Source organism: Marinimicrobium sp. ARAG 43.8 (genome assembly GCF_050113635.1).
Taxonomy (GTDB): Bacteria; Pseudomonadota; Gammaproteobacteria; order Pseudomonadales; family Cellvibrionaceae; genus Marinimicrobium.
In genome coordinates, this window is sequence record NZ_JBNJLT010000002.1 from 1 (window position 1) to 22,999 (window position 22,999).

Annotated in this window: 23 protein-coding genes and 4 tRNA genes; 8 read left to right on the forward strand and 19 right to left on the reverse strand. The window is 55.0% G+C overall.

What is annotated here, in order from left to right; all coding sequences use genetic code 11:
* Window positions 1–38: 38 nt before the first annotated feature.
* The 4 genes from ACQCLF_RS05175 to ACQCLF_RS05190 all read right to left on the reverse strand — a co-directional run bounded on the left by ACQCLF_RS05175 (window position 39) and on the right by ACQCLF_RS05190 (window position 1,575).
* Window positions 39–386 (reverse strand): hypothetical protein, encoded by a 348-nt coding sequence (locus ACQCLF_RS05175; RefSeq protein ID WP_426985239.1) that lies wholly within the window; start codon window positions 384–386, stop codon window positions 39–41.
* A 188-nt stretch (window positions 387–574) separates the two neighbouring features.
* Window positions 575–651 (reverse strand) — tRNA-Arg (locus ACQCLF_RS05180).
* Window positions 652–812: 161 nt separating this feature from the next.
* Window positions 813–900: transfer RNA gene (locus ACQCLF_RS05185), tRNA-Ser, on the reverse strand.
* 81 nt (window positions 901–981) lie between these two features.
* A complete protein-coding gene (locus tag ACQCLF_RS05190) occupies window positions 982–1,575 on the reverse strand; it encodes a nitroreductase family protein (protein ID WP_426985240.1) in 594 nt (197 codons plus the stop codon).
* A 230-nt stretch (window positions 1,576–1,805) separates the two neighbouring features.
* Between ACQCLF_RS05190 and ACQCLF_RS05195 the strand changes: the two genes are divergently transcribed.
* Complete coding sequence (locus tag ACQCLF_RS05195; protein ID WP_426985241.1) at window positions 1,806–3,197, forward strand: adenylate/guanylate cyclase domain-containing protein; 1,392 nt, start codon at window positions 1,806–1,808, stop codon at window positions 3,195–3,197.
* Between the two features lie 12 nt (window positions 3,198–3,209).
* On the opposite strand, the gene queF is transcribed toward ACQCLF_RS05195, so the two are convergent.
* The 3 genes from queF to ACQCLF_RS05210 are packed head-to-tail and all read right to left on the reverse strand — an operon-like array spanning window position 3,210 to window position 5,810.
* The gene (gene queF / locus ACQCLF_RS05200; protein ID WP_426985242.1) at window positions 3,210–4,046 is read right to left on the reverse strand and encodes an NADPH-dependent 7-cyano-7-deazaguanine reductase QueF; all 837 of its coding nucleotides are present in this window, start codon (window positions 4,044–4,046) and stop codon (window positions 3,210–3,212) included.
* A gap of 13 nt (window positions 4,047–4,059) precedes the next feature.
* Window positions 4,060–4,833, reverse strand: a complete 774-nt coding sequence (locus ACQCLF_RS05205) for an ABC transporter permease (protein ID WP_426985243.1) — start codon at window positions 4,831–4,833, stop codon at window positions 4,060–4,062.
* Between the two features lie 5 nt (window positions 4,834–4,838).
* Window positions 4,839–5,810 carry an ABC transporter ATP-binding protein gene (locus tag ACQCLF_RS05210; protein WP_426985244.1) on the reverse strand — a complete coding sequence of 324 codons (972 nt, stop codon included), beginning with the start codon at window positions 5,808–5,810 and terminating at the stop codon, window positions 4,839–4,841.
* Window positions 5,811–5,872: 62 nt separating this feature from the next.
* Here ACQCLF_RS05210 and ACQCLF_RS05215 point away from each other — a divergent pair, with 62 nt between their 5' ends.
* On the forward strand, window positions 5,873–6,289 hold the full coding sequence (locus ACQCLF_RS05215; RefSeq protein WP_426985245.1) for a PA2817 family protein: 417 nt from the start codon (window positions 5,873–5,875) through the stop codon (window positions 6,287–6,289).
* A gap of 91 nt (window positions 6,290–6,380) precedes the next feature.
* On the opposite strand, the gene ACQCLF_RS05220 is transcribed toward ACQCLF_RS05215, so the two are convergent.
* Window positions 6,381–6,456, reverse strand: a tRNA-Gly gene (locus ACQCLF_RS05220).
* A 1-nt stretch (window position 6,457) separates the two neighbouring features.
* Window positions 6,458–6,533 (reverse strand) — tRNA-Glu (locus ACQCLF_RS05225).
* A gap of 216 nt (window positions 6,534–6,749) precedes the next feature.
* Here ACQCLF_RS05225 and ACQCLF_RS05230 point away from each other — a divergent pair.
* Window positions 6,750–7,523: a hypothetical protein gene (locus ACQCLF_RS05230; RefSeq protein WP_426985246.1), complete on the forward strand. Its 774-nt coding sequence runs from the start codon at window positions 6,750–6,752 to the stop codon at window positions 7,521–7,523.
* Here the strand turns inward: ACQCLF_RS05230 and msrB are convergent.
* Entirely contained in the window at window positions 7,520–7,921 is a 402-nt protein-coding gene (gene msrB, locus ACQCLF_RS05235) for a peptide-methionine (R)-S-oxide reductase MsrB (RefSeq protein ID WP_426985247.1), read from the reverse strand. The genes ACQCLF_RS05230 and msrB overlap by 4 nt on opposite strands.
* 102 nt (window positions 7,922–8,023) lie before the next feature.
* Here msrB and ACQCLF_RS05240 point away from each other — a divergent pair, with 102 nt between their 5' ends.
* The gene (locus ACQCLF_RS05240; RefSeq protein WP_426985248.1) at window positions 8,024–9,238 is read left to right on the forward strand and encodes a pyridoxal phosphate-dependent aminotransferase; all 1,215 of its coding nucleotides are present in this window, start codon (window positions 8,024–8,026) and stop codon (window positions 9,236–9,238) included.
* Window positions 9,239–9,252: 14 nt separating this feature from the next.
* Here the strand turns inward: ACQCLF_RS05240 and ACQCLF_RS05245 are convergent, their stop codons facing one another.
* The 4 genes from ACQCLF_RS05245 to ACQCLF_RS05260 all read right to left on the reverse strand — a co-directional run bounded on the left by ACQCLF_RS05245 (window position 9,253) and on the right by ACQCLF_RS05260 (window position 14,116).
* A complete protein-coding gene (locus tag ACQCLF_RS05245) occupies window positions 9,253–10,410 on the reverse strand; it encodes a 4-phosphoerythronate dehydrogenase (RefSeq protein WP_426985249.1) in 1,158 nt (385 codons plus the stop codon).
* 101 nt (window positions 10,411–10,511) lie between these two features.
* The gene (locus tag ACQCLF_RS05250; RefSeq protein ID WP_426985250.1) at window positions 10,512–11,684 is read right to left on the reverse strand and encodes a type III PLP-dependent enzyme; all 1,173 of its coding nucleotides are present in this window, start codon (window positions 11,682–11,684) and stop codon (window positions 10,512–10,514) included.
* A 247-nt stretch (window positions 11,685–11,931) separates the two neighbouring features.
* The gene (ectB, locus tag ACQCLF_RS05255) at window positions 11,932–13,206 is read right to left on the reverse strand and encodes a diaminobutyrate--2-oxoglutarate transaminase (RefSeq protein ID WP_426985251.1); all 1,275 of its coding nucleotides are present in this window, start codon (window positions 13,204–13,206) and stop codon (window positions 11,932–11,934) included.
* Window positions 13,207–13,513: 307 nt separating this feature from the next.
* The gene (locus ACQCLF_RS05260) at window positions 13,514–14,116 is read right to left on the reverse strand and encodes a peroxiredoxin (RefSeq protein ID WP_426985252.1); all 603 of its coding nucleotides are present in this window, start codon (window positions 14,114–14,116) and stop codon (window positions 13,514–13,516) included.
* Window positions 14,117–14,482: 366 nt separating this feature from the next.
* Here ACQCLF_RS05260 and ACQCLF_RS05265 point away from each other — a divergent pair, with 366 nt between their 5' ends.
* Complete coding sequence (locus ACQCLF_RS05265; RefSeq protein ID WP_426985253.1) at window positions 14,483–14,698, forward strand: bacterioferritin-associated ferredoxin; 216 nt, start codon at window positions 14,483–14,485, stop codon at window positions 14,696–14,698.
* Window positions 14,699–14,905: 207 nt separating this feature from the next.
* Entirely contained in the window at window positions 14,906–15,385 is a 480-nt protein-coding gene (gene bfr / locus ACQCLF_RS05270) for a bacterioferritin (RefSeq protein WP_426985254.1), read from the forward strand.
* Window positions 15,386–15,460: 75 nt separating this feature from the next.
* On the opposite strand, the gene ACQCLF_RS05275 is transcribed toward bfr, so the two are convergent.
* Together ACQCLF_RS05275 and ACQCLF_RS05280 are read right to left on the reverse strand one after the other, a co-directional pair.
* On the reverse strand, window positions 15,461–15,943 hold the full coding sequence (locus ACQCLF_RS05275; RefSeq protein WP_426985255.1) for an STAS domain-containing protein: 483 nt from the start codon (window positions 15,941–15,943) through the stop codon (window positions 15,461–15,463).
* 6 nt (window positions 15,944–15,949) lie between these two features.
* Window positions 15,950–17,134, reverse strand: coding sequence for a SpoIIE family protein phosphatase (locus ACQCLF_RS05280; RefSeq protein ID WP_426985256.1), 1,185 nt, complete (start codon window positions 17,132–17,134; stop codon window positions 15,950–15,952).
* Between the two features lie 200 nt (window positions 17,135–17,334).
* Between ACQCLF_RS05280 and ACQCLF_RS05285 the strand changes: the two genes are divergently transcribed.
* The gene (locus tag ACQCLF_RS05285; protein WP_426985257.1) at window positions 17,335–17,646 is read left to right on the forward strand and encodes a PilZ domain-containing protein; all 312 of its coding nucleotides are present in this window, start codon (window positions 17,335–17,337) and stop codon (window positions 17,644–17,646) included.
* 19 nt (window positions 17,647–17,665) lie between these two features.
* On the opposite strand, the gene ACQCLF_RS05290 is transcribed toward ACQCLF_RS05285, so the two are convergent.
* Window positions 17,666–18,442, reverse strand: a complete 777-nt coding sequence (locus tag ACQCLF_RS05290; RefSeq protein WP_426985258.1) for an MlaA family lipoprotein — start codon at window positions 18,440–18,442, stop codon at window positions 17,666–17,668.
* A gap of 283 nt (window positions 18,443–18,725) precedes the next feature.
* Window positions 18,726–19,688, reverse strand: coding sequence for a porin (locus tag ACQCLF_RS05295; RefSeq protein ID WP_426985259.1), 963 nt, complete (start codon window positions 19,686–19,688; stop codon window positions 18,726–18,728).
* 373 nt (window positions 19,689–20,061) lie between these two features.
* Here ACQCLF_RS05295 and ACQCLF_RS05300 point away from each other — a divergent pair, with 373 nt between their 5' ends.
* Window positions 20,062–22,158, forward strand: a complete 2,097-nt coding sequence (locus ACQCLF_RS05300) for a putative bifunctional diguanylate cyclase/phosphodiesterase (protein ID WP_426985260.1) — start codon at window positions 20,062–20,064, stop codon at window positions 22,156–22,158.
* A gap of 135 nt (window positions 22,159–22,293) precedes the next feature.
* Here ACQCLF_RS05300 and ACQCLF_RS05305 read toward each other — a convergent pair whose 3' ends face one another.
* On the reverse strand, window positions 22,294–22,974 hold the full coding sequence (locus tag ACQCLF_RS05305) for an HAD family hydrolase (protein ID WP_426985261.1): 681 nt from the start codon (window positions 22,972–22,974) through the stop codon (window positions 22,294–22,296).
* Window positions 22,975–22,999: the final 25 nt, after the last annotated feature.

Sequence of the window (22,999 nt, forward strand, 5' to 3'; positions counted from 1 at the left end):
CGTTGGCTGCGACACGAACACACTCTCGCCCACCTGCGTCATAAAGATTCTCCTTGACTGATTTCCTTTGCCCGAGCGCATTTTTCCACTACCAGAGCACCGCGCAGGCCCGCGTCTGAAGAGTGGTACATCAGGCAATTTTGTGCGGTGGTGTTTATTAATAGATTAAAGGCGGTCAGCGCGGAGTTAAATGCGGCATTCAGGTACTCAAATACTGCAATGGGGATCGGCGCCAATCGAAGAAGGAAGCCGTTGTCGTCGACGCATAGGGAGAGTTTGTAGCGGTTGAAGCCAGATTTGACGGACGTCCACACCATGGGAATAGAGCCGCCAATCGCGTTCGTCATGCCTACGTCGGAAAGATAAAGTTGCGGAGCGTCGTCCATATACGCGGCATCCCTGGCCAGAGAAAAGTCAATCAGAAGTCTAATCAGCGGACCGGAAAGCCGCAAGCTCCGAGCGACTGCTCGTTACCGTTTTGTGAATAGACTCACAGCACGGGACGCCGTTGGCATCCACAACGAAAAAGCCCCCGATCTTCACTAGGAAAATCAGGGGCTTATCGGTTTTGATATGGCGCACTCGGGAGGATTCGAACCTCCGACCGCTCGGTTCGTAGCCGAGTACTCTATCCAGCTGAGCTACGAGTGCGTCGTCAACGGGTGCGAATATTAGAGATTTGAAGCGGGTTCGTCAAGTGGTTGATTGGAAAAAGTTTTTTAAAAGCCGGGGTTGGTTCGAAGAGGCGGAACGGATAGCGCATTACGCTATTGACATAAAAAAACCGCCCCTGATACAGGAGCGGTTTTAGATGGCGGTGAGGGAGGGATTCGAACCCTCGATACCTTTCGGTATACACACTTTCCAGGCGTGCGCCTTCAGCCACTCGGCCACCTCACCTACAAGTTGTTCCCGAGCGGTGCCGTCTGGCTGCCGTTCAGAGGTGGCGTAATGTACACAAATGGAGCCGCGAACGCAACGCTATTTGCCGGGCCAGGGCTGAAAAAATGTCTCTGGATTCACGGACTTGGGCGGGTGTGGCGTCTTGGCAGGCGTTCCCAGATACAAAAAGCCCACTAATTCCTCCTGGCCCGTAATGCCCAGGCCCTCTCTGACCACCGGGTGATAGGCCGGACCGCCAGTGCGCCAGAAGGCACCAATACCCTGGGCAAAGGCGGCGTTGAGCATATTCTGGACGGCGGCCCCCGTCGATACGACTTGCTCAATCACCGGCACCTTGGGGTGTTCACGGCAGGCTGCAATAGCCACGATGATCAGCGGCGCACGGCGCGGTTTGGCGCGCAGAGAGTGTTGCTCTTTCTCTGACAGGTCCGGCTTGTCCGCCAGTGCCGCTTTCACCAGCAACTCCCCCATTCGGTCCAACCCCTCACCCTGGATCACCAGGAAACGCCAAGGCTGCATCAAGCCATGATCGGCGGCTCGCAGTGCGGCCCGATACAAGGCGTCGCGCTGAGCGTCATTCGGGGCCGGTTCGGTCAGTTTAGGGGTGGAAACCCGCTGATGTAATACATCCAGTGCGTCCATAAGCCACTCTACGGTCAGTTCATTGGTCAATTCATTGAAGGCTCCATAATACCACGCCCAGAAACACCTCCTGCTGCGACCAGGGAGGCACATAGACTTTTGGCACAAAAAAACGTCTAATAGGTGGCTGAGGGACTACTTGCCGTTGAGATTCCGGGAATGACGATGACCGTGACAATGGTTTCACCAAAGGACAACCCCCGCCCCAAAAACAGGGGCAGGGTGTCAACAGGTCCGAACCACCAAGGTTTTCGATAACAATGACGCAACGCCCCACAGCCCAAACGCCCGAAGAGGTGCAAGCCGACTCGCCCCTCTATCAATACTACTTCCGGTCGCTCATCTGTTTCGCGGCCGCCGGAACGCTGGCGTCTTATACCAACTGGGAGAACATTTCACCACTGTATCTCGGCACCATCGTTTTTCTTCTGCTTTATACCTATCTGACGTTTCATTTCACCCATAAGCTTGAGCGCCCCACCCTTGTCAAAGTCAGCCGCTACCTTTCCTGGAGTGATGCCGCGCTTATTGGTCTGGTACTGAGCCTGACGGATTTCAGCTTGCTGCCGCTAACGCTGTTCATGACCATGATTCAGTTTAACGCCCTCCTCTCCGGAGGCGTCAGACGCTGGTTCGAGGATAACCTGGCCTTTGCCAGTGGCGTACTGGCCAGCCTGATGGTGCACGAGCCGCAATGGGTACTCAGTGGCAATATTGAAATCAGTGCGGCCAGCCTGATCGGAATTATTACCTATTTTCTGTTGTACGCGCTGTGTATGCACCAGCGCATGCGTAAACTGTCCATGACGTTGCTCAAGCTGGAAAGCGAACAAAAGTGGCACAAGATCCGCGCGTACAAGCTTTCACGATATCTGCCTCCGCCGGTATGGCGAGCGATCAACCAGGGCAAGGATCACATGCTCCAGGCCGAACGCAAGCGCATCACGGTCTTCTTCTCTGATATCAAGAACTTCAGCCAGCTGTCCGAGGAAATGGAGGCCGAGTCACTGACTGAACTGCTTAACCACTACCTCACGGAAATGTCCAAGATCGTGACGCAGCACGGCGGCACCATCGACAAGTTCATGGGGGACGGCATCATGGTGCTGTTTGGGGACAGTAACAGCAAGGGCGTAAAGCAGGATTGCCTGAGCTGCGTCTCCATGGCCATTGCCATGAAAAAGCGCATGAAGTCCCTTCAGCAGGAGTGGTTCAATCAGGGCATCAAGAAACCATTGCAAATTCGCATGGGCATCAATACCGGCTACTGCACCGTGGGCACCTTCGGGACCTCCAGCCACCTTGATTACACCGTACTGGGCACGCACGTGAACCTGGCCAGCCGACTGGAGTCAGCAGCCTCTCCCGATGAAATTCTGGTATCCCATGAAACCTGGTCGCTGGTGAAAGACCTGATCCTATGCCGGGACAAAGGCGAGATCACCGTGAAAGGATTCAGTCAGCCGGTGAAGGTGTATCAAGTGGCCGACTTCCGCAAGGACCTGGGCAAAAACCAGAGCTTTTTCGAGGACCGCGCTGAAGGTTTCTCCATGTACCTGGACCTGGAAAAGGTTCGCAATTACGACAAAGCCAAAGTGGTCAAGGCGTTGCAAGAAGCCGCCGAAAAACTGAAAGACAAGGTAATCGTCTAGCGCTGGTGGCGGCTACTGCCGCAACAGGCGCTCAAACAACGGTTCTCTTCCGGGCTCCGAACATCGAAACGGGTTAATATCCAGCCCGCCCCGGCGCGTGTAACGCGCGTAGACGCTCAAAAACTGCGGCTGACAACGCTGCGTGATATCGAGAAACATCCGCTCAACGCAGTGCTCGTGGAAGTCCTGATGCTCGCGGAACGACACGATGTATTGCAACAGCCCTTCCCGCTCAATGCGCTCACCACGGTAGTGAATGCTTACGGTCGCCCAATCCGGCTGGCCGGTGACAGGACAGTTGCTTTTCAGTAAATGACTGAACAGCTGCTCTTCAACGATCTGGGGGCGAGTGGCCAGGAGCTCGGGCGCCGGGTGGTATTGGTCCACGGCAATGTCCAGCACGTCAAGACAATCACCTGCCGGAGCCATCACCGGCAACACCGCATCCTCAAGCGGTGTCAGCGTCACGCTCACCGTTGCCCCAGCCGCGTTACTCAGATCGGCCACCATTCGCTCCCGAACCGTTTCCCTGTCGGGAAAGCGCGTGAGATTAAAGGAGTTCAGGTACAGTTTGAATGACTTGGACTCCACCAGGTGCGGGCTCTCACAGGGCAGACAAAAACGGGCCAGCGCCACCTGAGGCTTGCCGCGCTCGTTTAACCACGAAATTTCGTAGCCGGTCCAGTAATCTACCCCATAGAAAGGCAACCCCTCCGCTTCTGGGCCTTGCGTCCCGATACCCAGCGCCGCGCGCGTTTGTGCCCGCGCAATCGGAAACAGTAACTCAGGGTCATACTGTGCGCTGTACCGAGTGTGCTGCCCCAGGGGGCCATGTGAAGACTCACTCATTGCCATTTTCGCCTCAGGCTCGCAAACGTTTGCCGGTTTTCAGCAGGTGCAGACCCACAGCAAATAACACCACCACGCACAAGAGCAGGCCGCCAAAGGCCAGACGAATATCCACGTCCGATACCCCGAGCATCCCATAACGAAACGCATTGACCATATACAGGATCGGGTTCAAGCGGGCGACGCCCTGCCAGAACTCAGACAGCAGTTCGATGGAGAAGAACACCCCGCCCAGGTAAGTCAGAGGGGTAAGCACAAACGTGGGTACAATGGAAATATCATCAAACGTGGTGGCGAACACCGCGTTGATAAAACCCGCCAATGCAAACAGCACCGCCGTCAGCACCACAATGGAGATGGTAATAAACCAGCTGTGAATAGGCAGATGCGTAAAGAACAACGCCAGCGCGGTTACTGCTACCCCCACCGCCAGGCCACGCGCCACGCCACCCAGGCAGTAGCCGAGCAGGATGATGTAATTGGGTGTGGGCGACACCAGAAGCTCCTCAATACTTTTCTGGAACTTGGCACTAAAGAATGACGAGCTGACATTCGAATAAGCGTTGGTCAGCACCGCCATCATAATCAGGCCCGGCACCACAAACTGGATATAATCAAAGCCGCCCATATCGCCGATGCGACTGCCGATCAATTTCCCGAAGATCACAAAGTACAGCGCCATGGTAATGGCGGGCGGCAACAATGTTTGTACCCAGATACGGGTGAAGCGCTTGATTTCTTTGCGCAACAGCGTCATGAACGCGATCCACTGTTCTCTTACTTCCACCGTGATTACCCTCCGGTTACTGCAGTTTGGGGTTCGTCCGATACCTCGGCGTTCGCTTCGGCGGAACCGTTGCCGGTCATCGCGACAAACAACTCTTCGAGTCGGTTGGCTTTATTGCGCATGCTGACAATATCGAGCCCTTGCGCATTCAGCGCCTCAAACACACGATTGAGCGACTGGCCTTTCTCGACATCCACCTCAAAGCTGTGCTCATCCAGCAGACGCGTCGCAAAACCCTCCACCACGGGCGCTTGATCCAGAACCGCTGAACTATCAAAAATAAATACTTCCCGGCTCAACTCTTTAAGCAGGCTGCGGATGGACGTGTTCTTGACGATCGTTCCCTGATCGATAATCGCCACATGCCGACAAAGGCTTTCCGCCTCCTCCAGATAATGGGTGGTCAGGATGATGGTCGTGCCCGCCGCGTTGATGTCGCGCAGGAAGTCCCACATGGACCGGCGCAACTCGATGTCGACACCGGCTGTGGGCTCATCCAGAATCAGCAGGCGCGGCTCGTGCACCAGCGCCCGTGCGATCATCAACCGCCGCTTCATCCCCCCAGAGAGCATTCGTGCCGGCGTATCGCGCTTATCCCACAGCCCGAGCTTCTTCAGATATTTGTCGGTTTGTACCAGCGCTTGCTTGCGTGGCAAACCATAAAATCCACCTTGCTGAAGCACGATATCGCGCACTTTCTCGAACTGGCTGAAATTGAATTCCTGCGGCACAATGCCCACATCTTTTTTGGCCGCCGAAAAGTCGGTATCGATGTTCTTGCCAAAAATTTCCACTTCCCCACCGGTTTTCCGTACCAGCGAGCAAAGAATACCGATGGTGGTGGACTTACCGGCGCCATTCGGCCCCAGCAACGCAAAAAAGTCACCCGGCTGCACCTCCAGAGAGATGCCTTTCAGCGCCTCGAAGCCGCTGCCGTAGACCTTCGTAAGATTTCTAATTGAAAGTGCAGCTGTCATAATGTCGAATTCACTCATTGCTTTACAACGATGGCTGAACCACAACCATCGGGGAGTTAACGATGTCGACCCAACTGGATCATCAGGCGGAAACCCAATACCGCGAGCATCACCTGCGCCTGCTGCGCGACTTCGTTCGCCAGGCGCAACAGCAGCCCCCCTTCGTACTGGAAGATTGCCCACCCGAGGATTTGGAGTTTCTGGCGCAACTGGAGGCGCTACCCAGGGCTCACGACGAGGAAGATTTTTTACACCAGGGTCAGCAAGTGCTGGGTAGGGTGATCGCGGCCTACGGCCAGCTGATGCCCCTGCTTCATCGTGACCTGCTCTGGTATTTTGGCGGTGATTGCCTGCACTTTATGCCGGACGAGGAAATTGCCAATTACCAAATACTGGACGAGCGTCGCCACGAAGCGCAAGCCGAAGGCCGGGAGTTTTCCTATGCCCACGAGCGAGCCAAGCTGTTCGGGTTGCACTGAGCCTCGAACGAAGGTCGAGTAGTGTAGCAGATTTCAGAGCTGGCAATGGGCGGGTATAAAAAAAGCCGGCCTAAGCCAGCTTTTTTAAATTTGGAGCGGGAAACGAGATTCGAACTCGCGACCCCAACCTTGGCAAGGTTGTGCTCTACCAACTGAGCTATTCCCGCATGGCGTCCCCTAGGGGAGTCGAACCCCTGTTACCGCCGTGAAAGGGCGGTGTCCTAGGCCACTAGACGAAGGGGACCCGGACCTCCCTGAACGCGTCGCCGTGTGGCGTTGCCCTCAAGAAGTGGTGCGCATTCTAGGGAGCGACCCGGCACCTGTCAACACTTTTTTATATTTTTTTTGTGCCGGGAAACAATGACTTACAGTTCAAGGGCTTCGTACCGCGAGGGGGTTTGGTGCTATACTCGAATTTTGACGCCTCATTCCATTCAACTGACTGAAAAACGGCGGCTCAATGTCCTCACTCATTATCGCCAGCATTATCTTTGCGCTGCTCGTACTGCTGGTGGGATACGCCTTTGTACACCAGACGCTGGAGAAGCGGCGGCAGCACCGTCAACGCCTGCTGACCGCACTGAAGCACCGTCAGCGCAACTTCAAATTCATGATCTCCGGACTGCCTGAAGGCTTTTTGACCAAAGAGCTGACATTGATTGTGTATCGGACATTGCTCGACGCCTGTGAGCAACTCAGCCGACTTGAGCCCAAAGAGCCCGGACACCTGAGGGACTTCAACCTTTACTCCGCCGAACTGGAAGAACTGAAACACCGCCCCTCTGCCAAGCGTACCCCGGCTACCAACCCGGAACAGGCCGTCGAAATCAAGCGACTCCTGCAGGAGCTGTACCGGTTTGTCTCCGCACAAACGGACAAGGGCAATCTTTCTTCCGCTCAGGGGCAAACCTGTAAAGAGCAGATTAAACGACTCGCTCTGCTGGTGTCCGTAGACGCACACATCAGTCAGGCGCGACAAGCACAGGCGGCTGGCAAGCCCCGACTGGCCATTCACTTTTACAACCTGGCCAAAAAACGAATTACCCAGGAAAGTGGCGGTCAGGCCCACCAGCAACAGCTGTCCCAGATTAATAACGTCATTGCCAAGCTGGAGAACCAGATGGCTCAATCCGCTCCCGAGAACTCCGACACGCCGCCACCGCTTGAAGACCAGAAGGAATGGGAGGAATTCGAGCAGGAAGACGGCTGGAAGAAAAAACAAATCTATGACTAGGACTTATCCTGATCCAGGTCAATGGACGCTGAATTAATGCAATAGCGCAGGCCGGTCGGAGCAGGTCCATCCGGGAATACGTGGCCCAAATGGGCTCCACACTTGCGACACATCACCTCGGTGCGACGCATACCGAAGCTGTCATCAAAGGCCTCTTCAATCACCTCGGCTTTTGCGGGGGCGAAAAAGCTGGGCCAGCCGCAACCGGCATCGTATTTCGTGTCGGACTCAAATAACGGTTCGCCACAACAGCGGCAGCGATACACACCGTCCTCAAACACATTCCAGTAGCGACCGGTAAACGGAGGCTCCGTGCCCTTCTCCCGGCAGATACGATATTCTTCCGGCGACAGCGTTTGGCGCCACTCGGTTTCGCTGCGGCTTTTATGGTCACTCATACACACGGCTCCTTGACAGAGACTGGGAGTAGGCGAGATGATTCAAGGACTTGCAGGCATTTGACGCTTGCCTAACCCGCCATTTTGGACATGATACTGCAGATGCGCACCATCAAGAAATCCACCAAGCTCCAGGGAGTCTGCTACGACATTCGTGGCCCGGTGCTTGAGCACGCTTACCGCCTGGAAGAAGAAGGCCACCGAATTCTCAAACTGAATATCGGCAACCCCGCGCCCTTCGGTTTTTCCGCACCCGACGAGATTATTCAGGACGTTATCTATAACCTGCCCAATGCGGAAGGCTACACCGAGTCCCGTGGTCTGTTCGCGGCACGCAAGGCGATTATGCAGGAAAGCCAGCGCCTCGGTGTTCCAGGCGTTGATATTGACGATATTTTCCTCGGTAATGGCGTCAGTGAGCTGATCGTCATGGCCATGCAGGCGCTGCTGAACAACGGTGACGAGATACTGGTGCCCGCCCCCGATTACCCCTTGTGGACCGCGGCGGTCAATCTTGCTGGCGGCAAAGCCGTACATTATCGGTGCGATGAGCAGTCTGACTGGTTCCCTGATGTGGCTGATATGGCCAGCAAAATCACGGACCGCACTCGCGGCATTGTCGTGATCAACCCCAACAACCCCACCGGGTCGGTTTACAGCCAGGACGTACTCGAGCAAATCGTGCAGTTGGCCCGGGAGCATGACCTGATTTTGTACGCCGATGAAATCTACAGCAAAATCCTGTACGACGATGCCGAATTTATCCCTATGGCCAAACTGGCCCAGGACATTCTGTGCGTCAGCTTCAACGGCTTATCGAAGTGCTACCGCCTGGCCGGATTTCGCTCCGGCTGGATGACCGTCAGCGGCGCCAAACACAAGGCCAAGGGCTACATCGAGGGGCTGGAAATGCTGGCTTCCATGCGACTGTGCGCCAATGTGCCGGCAATGTACGCCGTGCAAACGGCACTGGGGGGTTACCAGAGCGTCAACGAATTGATTATCCCCGGTGGCCGGTTAAGAGATCAACGCGATGCGGCCATGAAGGCCATTGACGAGATTCCGGGGCTGAGCTGTGTCAAACCCAAGGGGGCTTTGTACCTGTTTCCCAAGCTGGATCGGAAGCGCTATAACATTAAGGATGATGAGCAGATGGTTCTGGACTTCCTGGTGCAGCAAAAAGTGTTGCTCGTGCAGGGAACCGCGTTCAACTGGCCGGAACCGGATCACCTTCGCATTGTGTTCCTGCCCCGGGAAGACGATCTCACCAAAGCGATTCAGCGGTTTGGTGAGTTCCTGGAGCATTACTCACAGTGAGAGCAGCCCTGGGCTTATCCTTTAATGCTCAAAGCTTGAAAGCCCAGGGCCTGCAAACGCTCGGAAGTCTCAGCGCCTTCCGAGCCGGTAACCCGATAGTTTGAAAACTCCCGGCGTCTGGGATACTCCTTGCGCAAACGGTCAAAGCCTGGCCCAAAGGCCTCTGCCCCCTTATCCGCCCGGGCAGCCAATTCCCTCAGCCTTCGGTCATCTTCGGCGATGGCGTAAACCTGGGGAATCAACGCTTGAATTGAGGCCCATACCCCACCCTCTTCCAGCGCTTGAGCACTCAGCGCTCGTTGCGGATCGGCTACGGGCGGCTTCAGTGAGACCAGATCCTTGTCCTGTGATATTCCCAAATGACGACATAACGCCTCGTAGATCATAAAGGTGCCCTGCATTTTTCCGTCATAACTGTAGCCGGCAATGTGAGGGGTCCCCAGAGCCACTTTGGCCAGTAACGGGCGGGAAATGTCTGGCTCGGGCTCCCAGACATCCAGCACCACCCGCAAGTCGGCGCCTCTGTCCAGATGCGCTAACAATGCCTGGTTATCAATGACCGGCCCTCGCCCGGCGTTTAGCAGGATCGCACCAGGCTTAAGACGACGCAGCTGTTCAGCGCCTATCAAGTGATGGCTGGGGAAGTCGCCCGTTCGGGTCAGCGGTGTATGCAGGCACACCACATCCGACGCCAGCACAGCCTCCAGGCTCGTCAGATCGGCCACCTGAGTCGGCGCCAGAAAGGGATCGTACACGCGACAGGCTACGCCCTGTCCCCTGAGCCGACGGTACAGCTCACCGCCCACGTTACCGCAGCCCACAATGCCCACGGTTTTCCCCACCCAGTCCGCACCGAGATGTGCCAGAGCGGCGTAAACATACTCCACTACGGAATTCGCATTGCACCCGGGAGCGCTGGACCAGCCAATACCCGAGCCGTCAAGATAATCGGTGTCGAGGTGATCCACCCCGATTGTACAAGTCCCCACGAAACGCACTGGCGTATCACGCAGCAGCTGTTCGTTGACCTCGGTCACAGAGCGCACCAACAACACATCCGCCCCCTGCAAATCCGCCTGTCGCATGGCGCGGCCGGGCAGACGCACAATCTCACCCAGATCACCGAAGCACTCATTCACCAAAGGGATGTTCTCGTCGGCCACTATCTTCATTCTGTGTTCTCTCAGCGTTTTTCTTTCAAGACCATTAACACAATGGGCGCAGAACGAAGAATCGTGCTGCGCCCAAAGCGGGACCCAACCTGTAAAGCCGGTTAGATACAGTGTTCTTTCAAAGGCGGGAAACCGTTGAATTCTACCGCACTATAAGACGTCGTGTAGGCGCCGGTGGACAGCCAGTATAAGCGATCTCCGATGGCAAGATTGAGCGGCAACGGGTACTTGTGGTGCTCGTACATGATATCCGCACTATCGCAGGTCGGCCCGGCCAGAACGACATCCTCCAGTTCGCCCTGCTTTTCTACGTAGATGGGAAACTTGATGGCTTCATCCAGCGTTTCGATCAGGCCTGAAAACTTGCCCACGTCGGTGAACACCCAGCGGTGCAGCGCTGTGCGCGATTTACGGGCGATCAACACCACTTCACTCACCAACACACCCGCGTTGGCAATCAACGAGCGGCCGGGCTCGATGATGATTTCCGGGAAGTCCTTGCCAAAATCCTCTTCCAGAAACCGGGTAATCTCACCCGCGTAGGTGCCTAGATCATTGGTGCGGGTAATGTAGTTCGCCGGAAAACCACCCCCCATGTTAATCATTTTCAGCTCGATCCCAACCTCTTCCCTAAGACGCTCAAAGATCACTTTTACCTTACCCAGGGCGGCGTCCCAACTGCTGATCTCTCGCTGCTGGGAGCCTACATGGAATGACACACCGTAGGGCTCCAACCCCAGATCACGAGCGAGGATCAGCAGGTCCATCGCCATATCGATTTCACAGCCAAACTTGCGCGAGAGCGGCCAGTCCGCGGTCAGTGTCCCTTCCGTCAAAATTCGTACATAGATTTTTGAACCGGGGGCGGCACGGGCGATGTTGCGCAGGTCCGCTTCGGAGTCAGTCGCGAACAAACGCACCCCTTTCTCGTAGAAGTAACGAATATCCCGGCTTTTCTTGATGGTATTGCCATAGCTGATCCGGTCAGTGGTCACACCGAACCCCAGCACTTTATCCAGCTCATAGATGGAAGCAATATCAAAATTAGCGCCACGCTCGGCCAACATCTTCAGGATCGCCGGTGCCGGATTGGCCTTCACCGCGTAATAAATCCGTGCGTAGGGGAAATTCTCCTCCAGTTCCTGATAGTGCCGCTCAATGGTAGCGGTATCAATCACCACAAACGGCGTCTCTTGCGTATCAGCGAACTGTTTGATGCGGGCAAAGGTCTGCGGGTCGTAGTAGTCCTGCAACTGAATCGGAGAATCGGTCATGGCACCCCCTTGTGGGCATGAGAATAAACGTCGGCCAACTGGCTCTCTAATGCCAGTGATCGCGGGCGGCGATTGAATAGCAGTTCATACCGCTTGGCAAGCATTATTTTAGACGACTTGAGCGTAATTTTCTGGAACTGTGACTGACTCTCATGAGACATCTGGACAGGGACCGAAGGGATACAAAAAACCCCGCGAGCCTGGGCTCGCGGGGTTTTTTGAGAGAGCGGGAACCTAAAAGTCCGAATCAGCTCTCCTCGCCGGTGATGAGCTTGCGCTGCTTTTCCACCAGGCTGGTCAGGGAGTCGCGAATAATCTGGATCCCTTCACGCAAAATTTCTTCTTCAATCAGCAGAGAAGGCAGGAACTTCAAGACCTGATCGTCGGCACCGGCGGTTTCAGCCACCAGACCGCGAGTGAACGCTTCCTGAGACAGTTCGCTCGCCATGCCCGGCGCCAGTTCAAGCCCCCAGACCATACCCACACCGCGAACCTTCGGCTCGAACTCAGGGTAGTCCGCCACGATCTTGTTCAGCTCCTCCTCAATGATGCTGCCTTTGTACTCGACCACTTTACTCATGTCGTCGTTGTCCCAGTAGCTCAATGCCTGGGTAGACGCCACAAAGGCCAGGTTGTTGCCCCGGAAAGTCCCGGTGTGCTCGCCCGGTGCCCACTGGTCCAACTCAGGACGCATCAGCAACAGGGCCATCGGCAAGCCACCGCCAATGGATTTGGACAGCGTCACCATATCCGGGTGGATTCCCGCGCGCTCAAAACTGAAGAAGGTGCCGGTACGACCATTACCTACCTGAATATCATCAATGATCAGCAGGATATCGAACTCTCGACACAGCTCCTCAAGGCGTTTCAGCCACTCAATGCGCGCCACATTAATGCCGCCCTCGCCCTGCACGGTTTCCACGATGACCGCCGCCGGCAGGTCAACACCACTGCTGGGATCAGACAGGAACTTGCGCATGTACTCAATGGTATCGACGTCTTCGCCCAGGAAACCATCGAACGGCATAAAGGCGGTGTTAGCGCGCGAACCGTAGGATTCGTCTTTGTAGAAGTAGTTACCGGTCACACCCAGGGCACCCATGGTCAAACCGTGGTAGCCATTGGTGAACGCGATAATATTGGAACGGCGCTTGATCATACGAGCCAGCTTCAACGCGGTTTCCACCGCGTTGGTACCGGTAGGGCCGGTGAACTGCATTTTGTACTGCAGTCCGCGCGGCGCCAGAATGGTATCGCGGAACTTGGTCATGAATTCACGCTTGGCCACGGTCGCTTTGTCCAGGCCGTGCACAATACCTTTGTGCTGCAGATAGCTGATCAGCGCTTCCGTGATCTTCGGGTTGTTGTGGCCGTAGTTAAGCGTACCCGCACCCGCGAAGAAGTCGATGAAGCGATTGCCGTTTTCGTCAAACAGTTCAGACCCTTCAGCCTGATCAAATACGACCGGGAAGGAACGCACATAACCACGAACCTCAGACTCCATCTCTTCAAAAATTCTCATTGAAAATTCCTCATTGTGATCAAAAAGTGAATGACTTGATCCGGGCGCAATACACACTGCCTATCGACAAAACCGGGCCGCAACGGGCGGCACATCGCCCCAAAAGGCAGCTTATTTTAGAGAAGTTTAGAGTTCAAAGCAAGTTGCCCCCCAACCAAAAACTGCCTGAAGGCCAGTGGTGGCGCGGGCTACACTGATTTCTGCCTCTTTTTCGACACCACCTCTACCGCTCTAAATACCGTCGCCGAACACAAAAAAACCCGACCGCTTTCGCGATCGGGTTTTACGCTTTCGGGCAAAAAACGGATTACAGCTTGCCGCTGTTCTCGCCCAGGTACTTGGCGACACCTTCCGGTGAAGCGTCCATACCAGCGTCACCCTGGTTCCAGCCAGCGGGGCACACTTCGCCGTGCTCCTGATGGAATGCCAGAGCGTCAACCATACGCAGCATTTCATCCACGTTACGGCCCAGCGGCAGATCGTTGACCACCTGGTGACGAACCAGACCATCTTCGTCGATCAGGAACGAACCACGGAAGGCCACACCGCCTTCGGATTCCACATCGTACGCCTTACAGATTTCGTGCTTGACGTCCGCCGCCAGCGTGTATTTAACCTGGCCGATACCGCCCTGGTCCACCGGGGTGTTACGCCATGCGTTGTGGGTGAACTGAGAGTCGATGGACACGCCAATCACTTCCACGTTGCGCTTTTTAAACTCTTCGACGCGGTGGTCGAACGCAATCAGCTCGGAGGGGCACACAAAGGTGAAGTCCAGCGGGTAGAAAAACACCACCGCTTTTTTGCCCTTGATGGCAGTGTGCAGGTTGAACTCATCAACAATTTCGCCATTGCCCAGTACCGCGGAAGCGGTGAAATCGGGTGCGGGTTTACCTACGAGTACGCCCATATTCAATCTCCTGATTGTGGTTGACAGTTAAGGGTGAAAACGAGACCAAATGTTCTTTTACAGAGGGGAGCACATGATCACCTCTCAAAAAAACACCTGACAAAACAATGCGTTACCGGCAATTTTGCCGTATCGGCAAAGTCGCTGACGCCGGCGGGTCAGCTGCACGTTATCATACAGACGAGATGGTTTGTGTTCTATTGATTTTCTATATCGTTGTGACAGCCAAAGACTATATTGGCCCAGACTATTAAAGAACAACCAAAAATAGCATTTTAAATGTGAATTATTCTCAGGAGTTATTGACAGAAATTCTCATTAGCAATACTATAGCCAACAACTTGTCATATCCCCGGAGCAATTCGCATGTACGTTTGTGTGTGCAAGGGCATTACCGACCACCAGATCAAAGACGCCGTTTACTCTGGCGCCGATACATTGGGTAAGTTGCGCAAGTCTCTCGGCGTTGCCACCCAATGCGGTAAGTGTGCCTGCCATACCCGTGAAGTGATTCGCGAGACCAGTGGCACCGCTGAAATGGCTTCGGGACTGGGTTCGCCGCTGTGGTATGCCGTTGCTTGAGAGGGGTATGCCGTTGCTTAACAGACCCTGTGGCTTGATCGTACAGTGAAAGCCAACGCCACTGAAAATCAGTTGTATTTCTATTAATTTTTCATTAAATATCAAGCACTTACAAAAACATTGTGCTTGACAGCCCCGCTATTCCCCACCACACTTTAACGTCGTATTGAATCCGTTCACACGCCACCTATTTTCGCGGAGAAGGCTATGAAAGGCGACGCTAAAGTTATTGCGATTTTGAATCAGTGCCTGGGCAACGAGCTTGTTGCCATTAATCAGTATTTCCTCCACTCCCGGATGTATAAGGACTGGGGCCTGAAAGAGCTGGCTGACCACGAATACGAAGAGTCCATCGACGAAATGAAACACGCCGATATGCTGATTGAGCGTATTCTGTTTCTCGAGGGGCTGCCCAACCTGCAAGATCTGGGCAAACTGCTGATCGGGGAAAATACTCAGGAAATGCTGGCCGCCGACCTGAAACTGGAGATGAAAGCCATTCCGGATCTGCGCGACGGTATTGCTTATTGTGAATCGGTGCGTGACTACGGCAGTCGCGATCTGCTGCAAAACATTCTGGAATCCGAAGAAGAACATGTCGACTGGCTGGAAACCCAGCTTTCTTTGATCGACAAGGTCGGCATTCAGAACTATCTGCAGTCCAAGATGAACAACGACGAGGAGTAAAGGCCTGGGTATTGCTCCCTGTGCGGTGGCGCTCTCAGACCACCGCACAGCCCGCTCGAGCCGTATTAGAGCCGTTTAGCGTTCCTCAAGCATTTTGACAAGGTTGCGGAACGTCTCCTGGTTTTCCTGATTCATCCCCATTAATATCTTGTGCGCTTCGATAACCTTGTTCTTCACGGCCAGCTCTTCCTGCATCCCAGAGGGGAGCGCCTGATCAGGCTGAACCGGAGCGTCCAGATTGGTGACCAGAGTGAAAATTTCCTGAAATCCCATGGTATACAGCAACCGGTTGATACTGTCGTTGTTCGAGTAGATCACCGGCGTAATGCCCCGCTCTTCATTTCCCTGCAAGGCGATCTTGGCCATCAGGCCCAGCGTTGTACTGTCGATGGCCTCCGCCTCCGACAAATCAAACATGACATCACAAAAATCATCGCGACGAAACATAGTGTCTATAAATTGATCGAAGGAGATGCACAGCGTTAACCTTACATCGCCCACCATCTTGATGACATAAACACCCGCGTGATCGGCAACCAGAATCTGACCGGGACGCATGAGTCGCTACCTCTTGATAATCGTCATTACCGCAATATCGTCGGGGGTCTCACTGGCCCCCTGTATTCCCAGTGCCTCGCACACCGATTCCATACTTGAACCGTGCTGCTGAACCACGTCCAAAAGCTGCGCTTCTTTGTCGATCAATTCCTTGGGCGGGAGCACTTCCAGTACCCCGTCGGAGAAACACACCAACGAGAATGTCTCTGGCAGCACACGTTGATAAATCTGCCACTCGGGGTGAGCGAAGATCCCCACCGGCTTGCCATTACCCGACAAAAACTCGGCCCGACCATCGGCCACCAGAATCGGCATGGGAAGATGGCCCGCGACTACGTAGCGCATTTCCCGGGTGTCGGTGTCTATTACTCCGACAAAAAAGGTCAGGTGGTGGTTCAGCCGGGTTTCATTCAGTTCCCGGTTGATCTGCTGCAGCATGGTGTTGGCGCCCGTCTCAAAGGAGTCCGCATCACAGAACAGCCCCTCCTCACGCACCATACGACTGACCAGATGTTTCAACCAAATCGTGACAAACGCCGACGAGGCCCCGTGGCCTGATACGTCCGCCAGATAAAATGCCAAATAGCGCTGCTTGAGGAATGCATAGTCGACAAAGTCCCCGCTGAGGTACAGGGACGGTGCAATATAATGAGAGGCCTGATACCCCTCCTCCGTGCTTAACGAGGATGGCATCAGCCGCTTTTGCACCTGCCGTCCGGCCTGCTGGTCACGTTCGAGCATGCGCAAATTATCCCGCAGGCCACGGTTTGCTAATTCCAGCTTGGCGCGATAGCGTTGATTCTGGAGCAATAAATCGCAGCGCTCCAGGGCGCGACGAACGGAGTGAACCAGCATTTCCATGTCGACAATGGGCTTGATCAGGTAATCACTCGCCCCCAGTCGCAAAGCCGACACCACATCGCCCATTACGCCCGCGCCAGATACCACGATGACCGGCAAGTCGGGAGAGCTCTCATGGATGGTTTTCAATACTTGCAGGCCATCAAGGCCAGGCATACGCAGATCGGTAATGACCAGTTCGGGAGATTCTTCGCGAAACGCCGCAAGGCCAGCAGGTCCGTCACAGGCTTCGATCACCCGGAAACCGCTATCTTCAAGATAGGCTACGATACTTTGGCGGACCGGCGCATCGTCATCGATGATCAGCAGTTTTCTGCTTTCGTCGGTCATCTGTCAGTCGGTCCGTGCGCCGGAGAAGTAGGAGGTTGCATAAAGCGCAATACACTACTCCCTTATAGTATCGGACGCAAGCTGTTCAAAACGGGATTTTTCGACTAAGTTTAAGCTCTCGGAAGGCAATGAGACGCGCGGCCGGGCAACGGTTCTGCCAAGAGGTTAGAGCGCATTCCAAATCAGCGAGGTAGTGATCGATGGGCGTTAAGGGAAGTGGAGAAGAGCGGCGGGATTTTATTCGGGTGAAAGTGGACTCCCCCCTGCCCGCCCAACTCTTTGGGGAACAGGTGCAAACCCAAGGGATGTGCCTTAACCTCAGCGGGGGCGGCATGTTGCTGTCGCTGGATCAGGCTTTGCCGCTGGGTCAGGAGATCGAAGTGACTGTGGCATCCAAGGAAGGACCGAGCCCTACTCTTCGCGCTCGAACCCGCGTCGTGCGCAGCGAACCCGAGGAGGAGCAGCCAAACCGTCACCGTATTGGTGTCAAAATCCTCGAGATTCTGGACTGAATCAAGCCTGATTAAGGAGTCAGAACGGATCTGACTCCGAGCCGTCATCAAAATCTCCGTACTCCGACATATCCATATCCGCCCCAAAATCATCCTCGACTTCCCCATCGTTCACCAGGAACTCACGCCGCTGAAGGTAAGCATCGCGAATGAACGTATAGTGGTCGCCAGTGAGATGCTCTTCGAGGTCAAGGAGCTGGGAGCGACGATTGATGACACTCATTACCAGAACCGTATTACGGGTGCGGGTATGGTCGATGTAAAACAGTGGATCCGTCACCCCATCTACGGGCAGAGCGAACGCGTCGCGAACATTACTTGCGCCGAGGAATGGCAACACCAGATAGGGACCCCGATCAAAGCCCCAAACGGCTAACGTTTGACCGAAATCTTCGTGATCACTGTTTTCCAGGCCCATATGCCGGGCTACATCAAATAACCCGGCGATTCCCAGCGTCGAATTGATCAGAAAACGACCCGTATCGTGCGCCGCCGAGCCGGGTTTGCCTTGTAACAGGCCATTCAGAGCGCTGGGCACCTCTTTCACGTTGTTGAACACGTTGCGAACCCCGGTCTGCATAAAATCGGGGGTCACATAACGATAGCCCACGGCAATCGGACGCAGGAAGAAGCGGTCTGTCGTCATGTTAAACGCATGAACTTTGCGGTTGAACCCTTCCCAGGGGTCATCGAACTCGCCCTCAGCCGCCCAAACGGGCGACACAGCAGCCAACAGCGCTGCGCTGAGCATGGCGGCAAAAAGCCATCCGGGAACTAAACGGCGGGTTTGCGTCACTACATTTTACCTCTGTCGATCCGACAATTTCGGAAGGCATTCGGCCAGACAGCCTGCAAGAAGGGAAGCCGGTGTTCCGTCCCTAGAGCGGCAAAGAAAGAACGCCAGAGCCTTTAATCTTACCGACAGATGCTACCATTCATCTGTTAAAAAGTGTTAGCCCAAAACTCCTTCTGCCTCAATGATTCTTCGTAGAATTGGGCAAGAGCGGCCCCAGGCGCCGGGTCGACCACCTGGGCCTGGGCTGGCTTCAGGTTGGCTTCAGGTTGGCTTTAGGCTGACTTTAGAAGGTAACGCTAAGGCCCGCCCCCAGATACTGGTCTTCGCAACGTTCCACGCCACACCCAAGGTCACGGGACTCATTGGTGTAGTAGCCGTAAAGCTTGGTACTCGGGCTCAGCCGGTAATCGACACCCACGCTGACAGCCTCTCCACCGCCATGGTTGATATCCGAGGTTCCGCCCTGCAGTTTGAACGCCCATTGTTCGCTGGCTTCCCACAGCAGAGAGACGAGACTCCCCTCTTCTTCAATCACACCGTCATCGTAGAACTCGTACAGGGCTCCCACATGCAGGCCGACGGCAGCGAATGAATAGCGCCCGGCGATTCGAAACAGGTCCGCATCGGGCGCCTGAACGCCGGAGTCACCGCCCACGGCCAGATAAAGGTCCTCGTACTGGAACGTCGTGGCGGCTGAAACCCCCGGATCCAGCCCGTCTTCCTCCGGCGCAATGTAGGCCACTGAGGAAGTGAAGTAACGCCCATAGGCCGGGCTGATATACTGCACCACATTATCGGCTCTGACCTCACCAGCGAACAGATAGTTGAGGTCACCTTCCAGGTCATTGAACAGGTCGACGGCGTCCTGAATATTCTTCAAAGGGGTATTGAGTTTGCCGGCGATAAGAGAGCCCATGCGACCACGCAGGCCGATGTAGCTGTCGCGCTGGTTAAACGTCCTGTCATTCTTGTCGCCATCATCAATCTGGACCTCGTACTCCAGCTGATAAATCACCTCCAGCCCCTCGCGCAGCGTTTCCGAGCCACGCACGCCCAGGCGGGACGCGTTACTCACCAGCTCCGAGGTTCTCTCGCCGGATTCATCCACAGCCTGGAACGATACGTTACCTTTGCCATAAATACGAAAGTCCGCGACCGCCACGCTCGGCAAGCCCAATAACGCCACCAGGGGTAACCAGCATGATTTCATAGACCAGCATGTTTTCGTCGACCAGCGCGTTTTCATAGAAAGTTCCTGCCTTTAACTCGCTAACGTTTCAATTCAGAGTAGATCATGGTCTTCTCAAAGCCAGAAACCAGGAAGACCGCCCATCGAGATATGTCGGCTTGATGTCTCTTTTGTGTCTGTTTAATGTCTATTTTATGTCTTAAAAATGACAGTTTGATGACAGCGGTACCCCAGACACTAGTGTGGCACGCCTCGGTTTATTTCGCTTTTTTAATGTTTACAGGCTACAGTTACAAAACATGGAAGCGGTACCGGTCCCCGTTGGGCGCGGCTTGAGCTGTCACTGGCCCGGCAGCACTGTGTACAATAGCTCGCCAGGGACACCTGTTGCCCCCTTCAATATTTCAAGATCGCAACCGGCAGAAAATCCATGGCCAAATCGCTAAAAGTATTATTTATTGAAGACTCGGAAGCGGATATGGAACTCACCGTCGCTGAGTTAACCCACGGCGGTTTCCTCCTAGAGAGCCAACGCGTAGAAACCGAAGAAGAACTGCTCGACGCTCTCCAGGAAGGCTGGGGGCTGATTATCTGTGATTATCGTATGCCTCGCTTCAGCGCTGAAGCGGCATTGGCAGCCTTGAAACACAGCGGTCGCGATATCCCCTTCATTATCATGTCCGGCGCGGTGCAGGCGGAAGATACCGTCAACCTGCTTAAACAAGGCGCCCACGACTTTATGGACAAGCATGCGCTGGCACGGCTGATCCCCGCCGTGGAGCGAGAGCTGCGCGAGGCCGAAGTTCGCCAGGAGCGCCGCCGCGCAGAGGAGCGGGTTCGTATTCTGTCACGAGCGGTAGAGCAAAGCCCCGTGTCCGTCGTCATTACCGATCCCGAAGGCCAGATTGAATACGTTAACCCCCGTTTCGAGGAGCTCAGTGGTTACAGCGCCGGTGAGGCCACCGGTCGAAACCTCGGTTTTACACTGCTCGATCAGGACAGTGCCAGCGCCTTGACCGAACTGTGGAATACGGTCAGCACGGGCCGGGAGTGGTCTGGAGAGTTCTGCAGTGCAAGGCGGGATGGCCAACTGCTGTGGGAGCAGGTCAGTGTGTCACCGCTCACTGACAATGACGGACATATCACCCACTACGTGGTGATTAAGGAAGATATCACCGTCCGACGCAGCTATGAGGAACAGTTGCTGCGCCAGGCGCATTACGATCAACTCACCGGCCTGGCCAATCGCGTTCTCATGATCGATCGCCTGAATGTGGCTTTGGAAGCAGCACAGCGGGACGGCCACCAGTGCGCCCTGCTGGTGATTGACCTGGATCACTTTAAAAACGTCAACGACAGCCTTGGGCACAGTGTCGGTGACAACCTCCTCAAAGAGTCCGCCGGTCGCCTGAGCGGCTGTATTCGTGGCGGCGACACACTGGTGCGCATGGGTGGCGATGAATTTGTGGTCATTCTGCCTCGCGTGGAGTCAGCGCGTGAGGCACAGCAAGTCGCCGAACAGATCGTTCAGCAGTTCGAACGACCTTTCACCATTATCGGGAAACAGTACCGGGTGACCGCCAGCATCGGCATCGCCTTTTTCCCCGACGATGGCAAGAACCCGCACCTGGTATTGCGCAATGCCGATTTGGCGATGTACAAAGCCAAAGACCTTGGCCGCAACCAGTATCATTTCTTCACCGAAGATATCAATCGCCAGTTGATTGAACGGCTGGAGCTTGAAGAGCGCCTTCACCGGGCCCTGGACGACAACGAACTCGTTCTGTTTTATCAGCCTATTTACTCACTGGAAGACAACACGGTGGCGGGTGTGGAAGCGTTGGTGCGCTGGCGCCAGCCGGACGGCAGCATCTGGCTGCCCAATCGTTTCATCCCCCTTGCGGAGGAAATCGGTGTCATTCAGGAACTAGACAATTGGGTACTGAAAACGGCTTTGAGGGCAACCGCCGCCTGGCTGGCTCGCAGCCAGGGAGGCATTCGCCTCGCGTTGAATATTTCCTCTCAGCAACTTCAGATGCCGGGCTTCAATGAGTATGTGGCAGAACAGCTCACCGCCAACGGCGTGAGCCCCACACAGCTGGAGCTCGAAATTACCGAGCGCATGCTGGTGGACGACTCCGAAGCGACGCAACACAATATTCGGGCGTTGTGCGACATGGGCGTCCGGATCTCCATTGATGACTTTGGCACTGGCTACTCGTCACTGGGCTACTTGCAGGATTATCCTTTCCATACACTGAAAATAGATCGCAGCTTCGTGTGCAACATCGGCGTGAACACCAACACGTCACAACTGATTGAAACCATTATCACGATGGGACACGGCTTGGGCATGGACGTGGTCGCCGAAGGCGTCGAGTCGGATATGGAGCGTCAATTCCTGCGCGCACATGGCTGCAATCAGGCTCAGGGATACCTGTTCAGTCACCCGCTCCCACTGGAGCGCCTCCGCCCAATTCTCAACCAGTTCAGTCCCGCCGCCGAGGGGGTCTCAGGCGCAACCTAGCCGGGCTGTTTTCGATAACCATACGTAGAACGTCACGGACCGGAGTCTTCATTACCCATAAAAAACTCCCGCTTACGCGGGAGTCAAAGGGTCGCACTGGCGACAGAGTTCATTCTTATCCGTAAACAAGCCGCCTTAGGCGGGCGCAATCACTCGCCAACCCATCGCTCGGGCTTTGGCCTCTAACTCCCGCCCGCCGCTGACCACCGTCGGCATACCGACAGCTTGCAACATGGGGAGGTCAGACACATCATCCCCATAGGCGTAACACGTCTCGGCAACCGCACCATGCTCCAGCAAAAACTGGTGAATGGCTTGCGCTTTACCGCGACCAATCGTCTGTGGAGGCAGTAGATTGCCGGTAAACAAGCCATCACACACCTCCAGGTTCGTAGCCAATATATGCCGAACCCCAAGCTCTTCCGCAATGGGCTGAAGCAATAACGGAAATGAACCGGAGACAAACACAACCTCCCGACCAGCCCGCTGATGCGCACGCAGTTCCCGCAACGGGTATTCGTGGTAAAAATTCGGCAGCACTGACCGTTGATGGTCAAACCATTGCCGAGCCACTTCGGCCACCTGGCACGGGCTGCGACCGGCAAAGTGGCGGTAATAGAGCCGGTTCAGGAACTCCCAGCAAGCATCCGGGCGCAAATGCGCTTTCAGGTCCTGTTCATAGGCATGGCGACCTGTGTCATCGCCGACCTTTTCATACCAGTACGGTTGAAAACTGAGCATACTCTTGACGGAAATAAGTGTGTCATCCACGTCAAAGAACGCGTACGATTTTGATAACGATTCAACAGCGTTCACAAAACACCTCCTGTTTAAAAAGCCG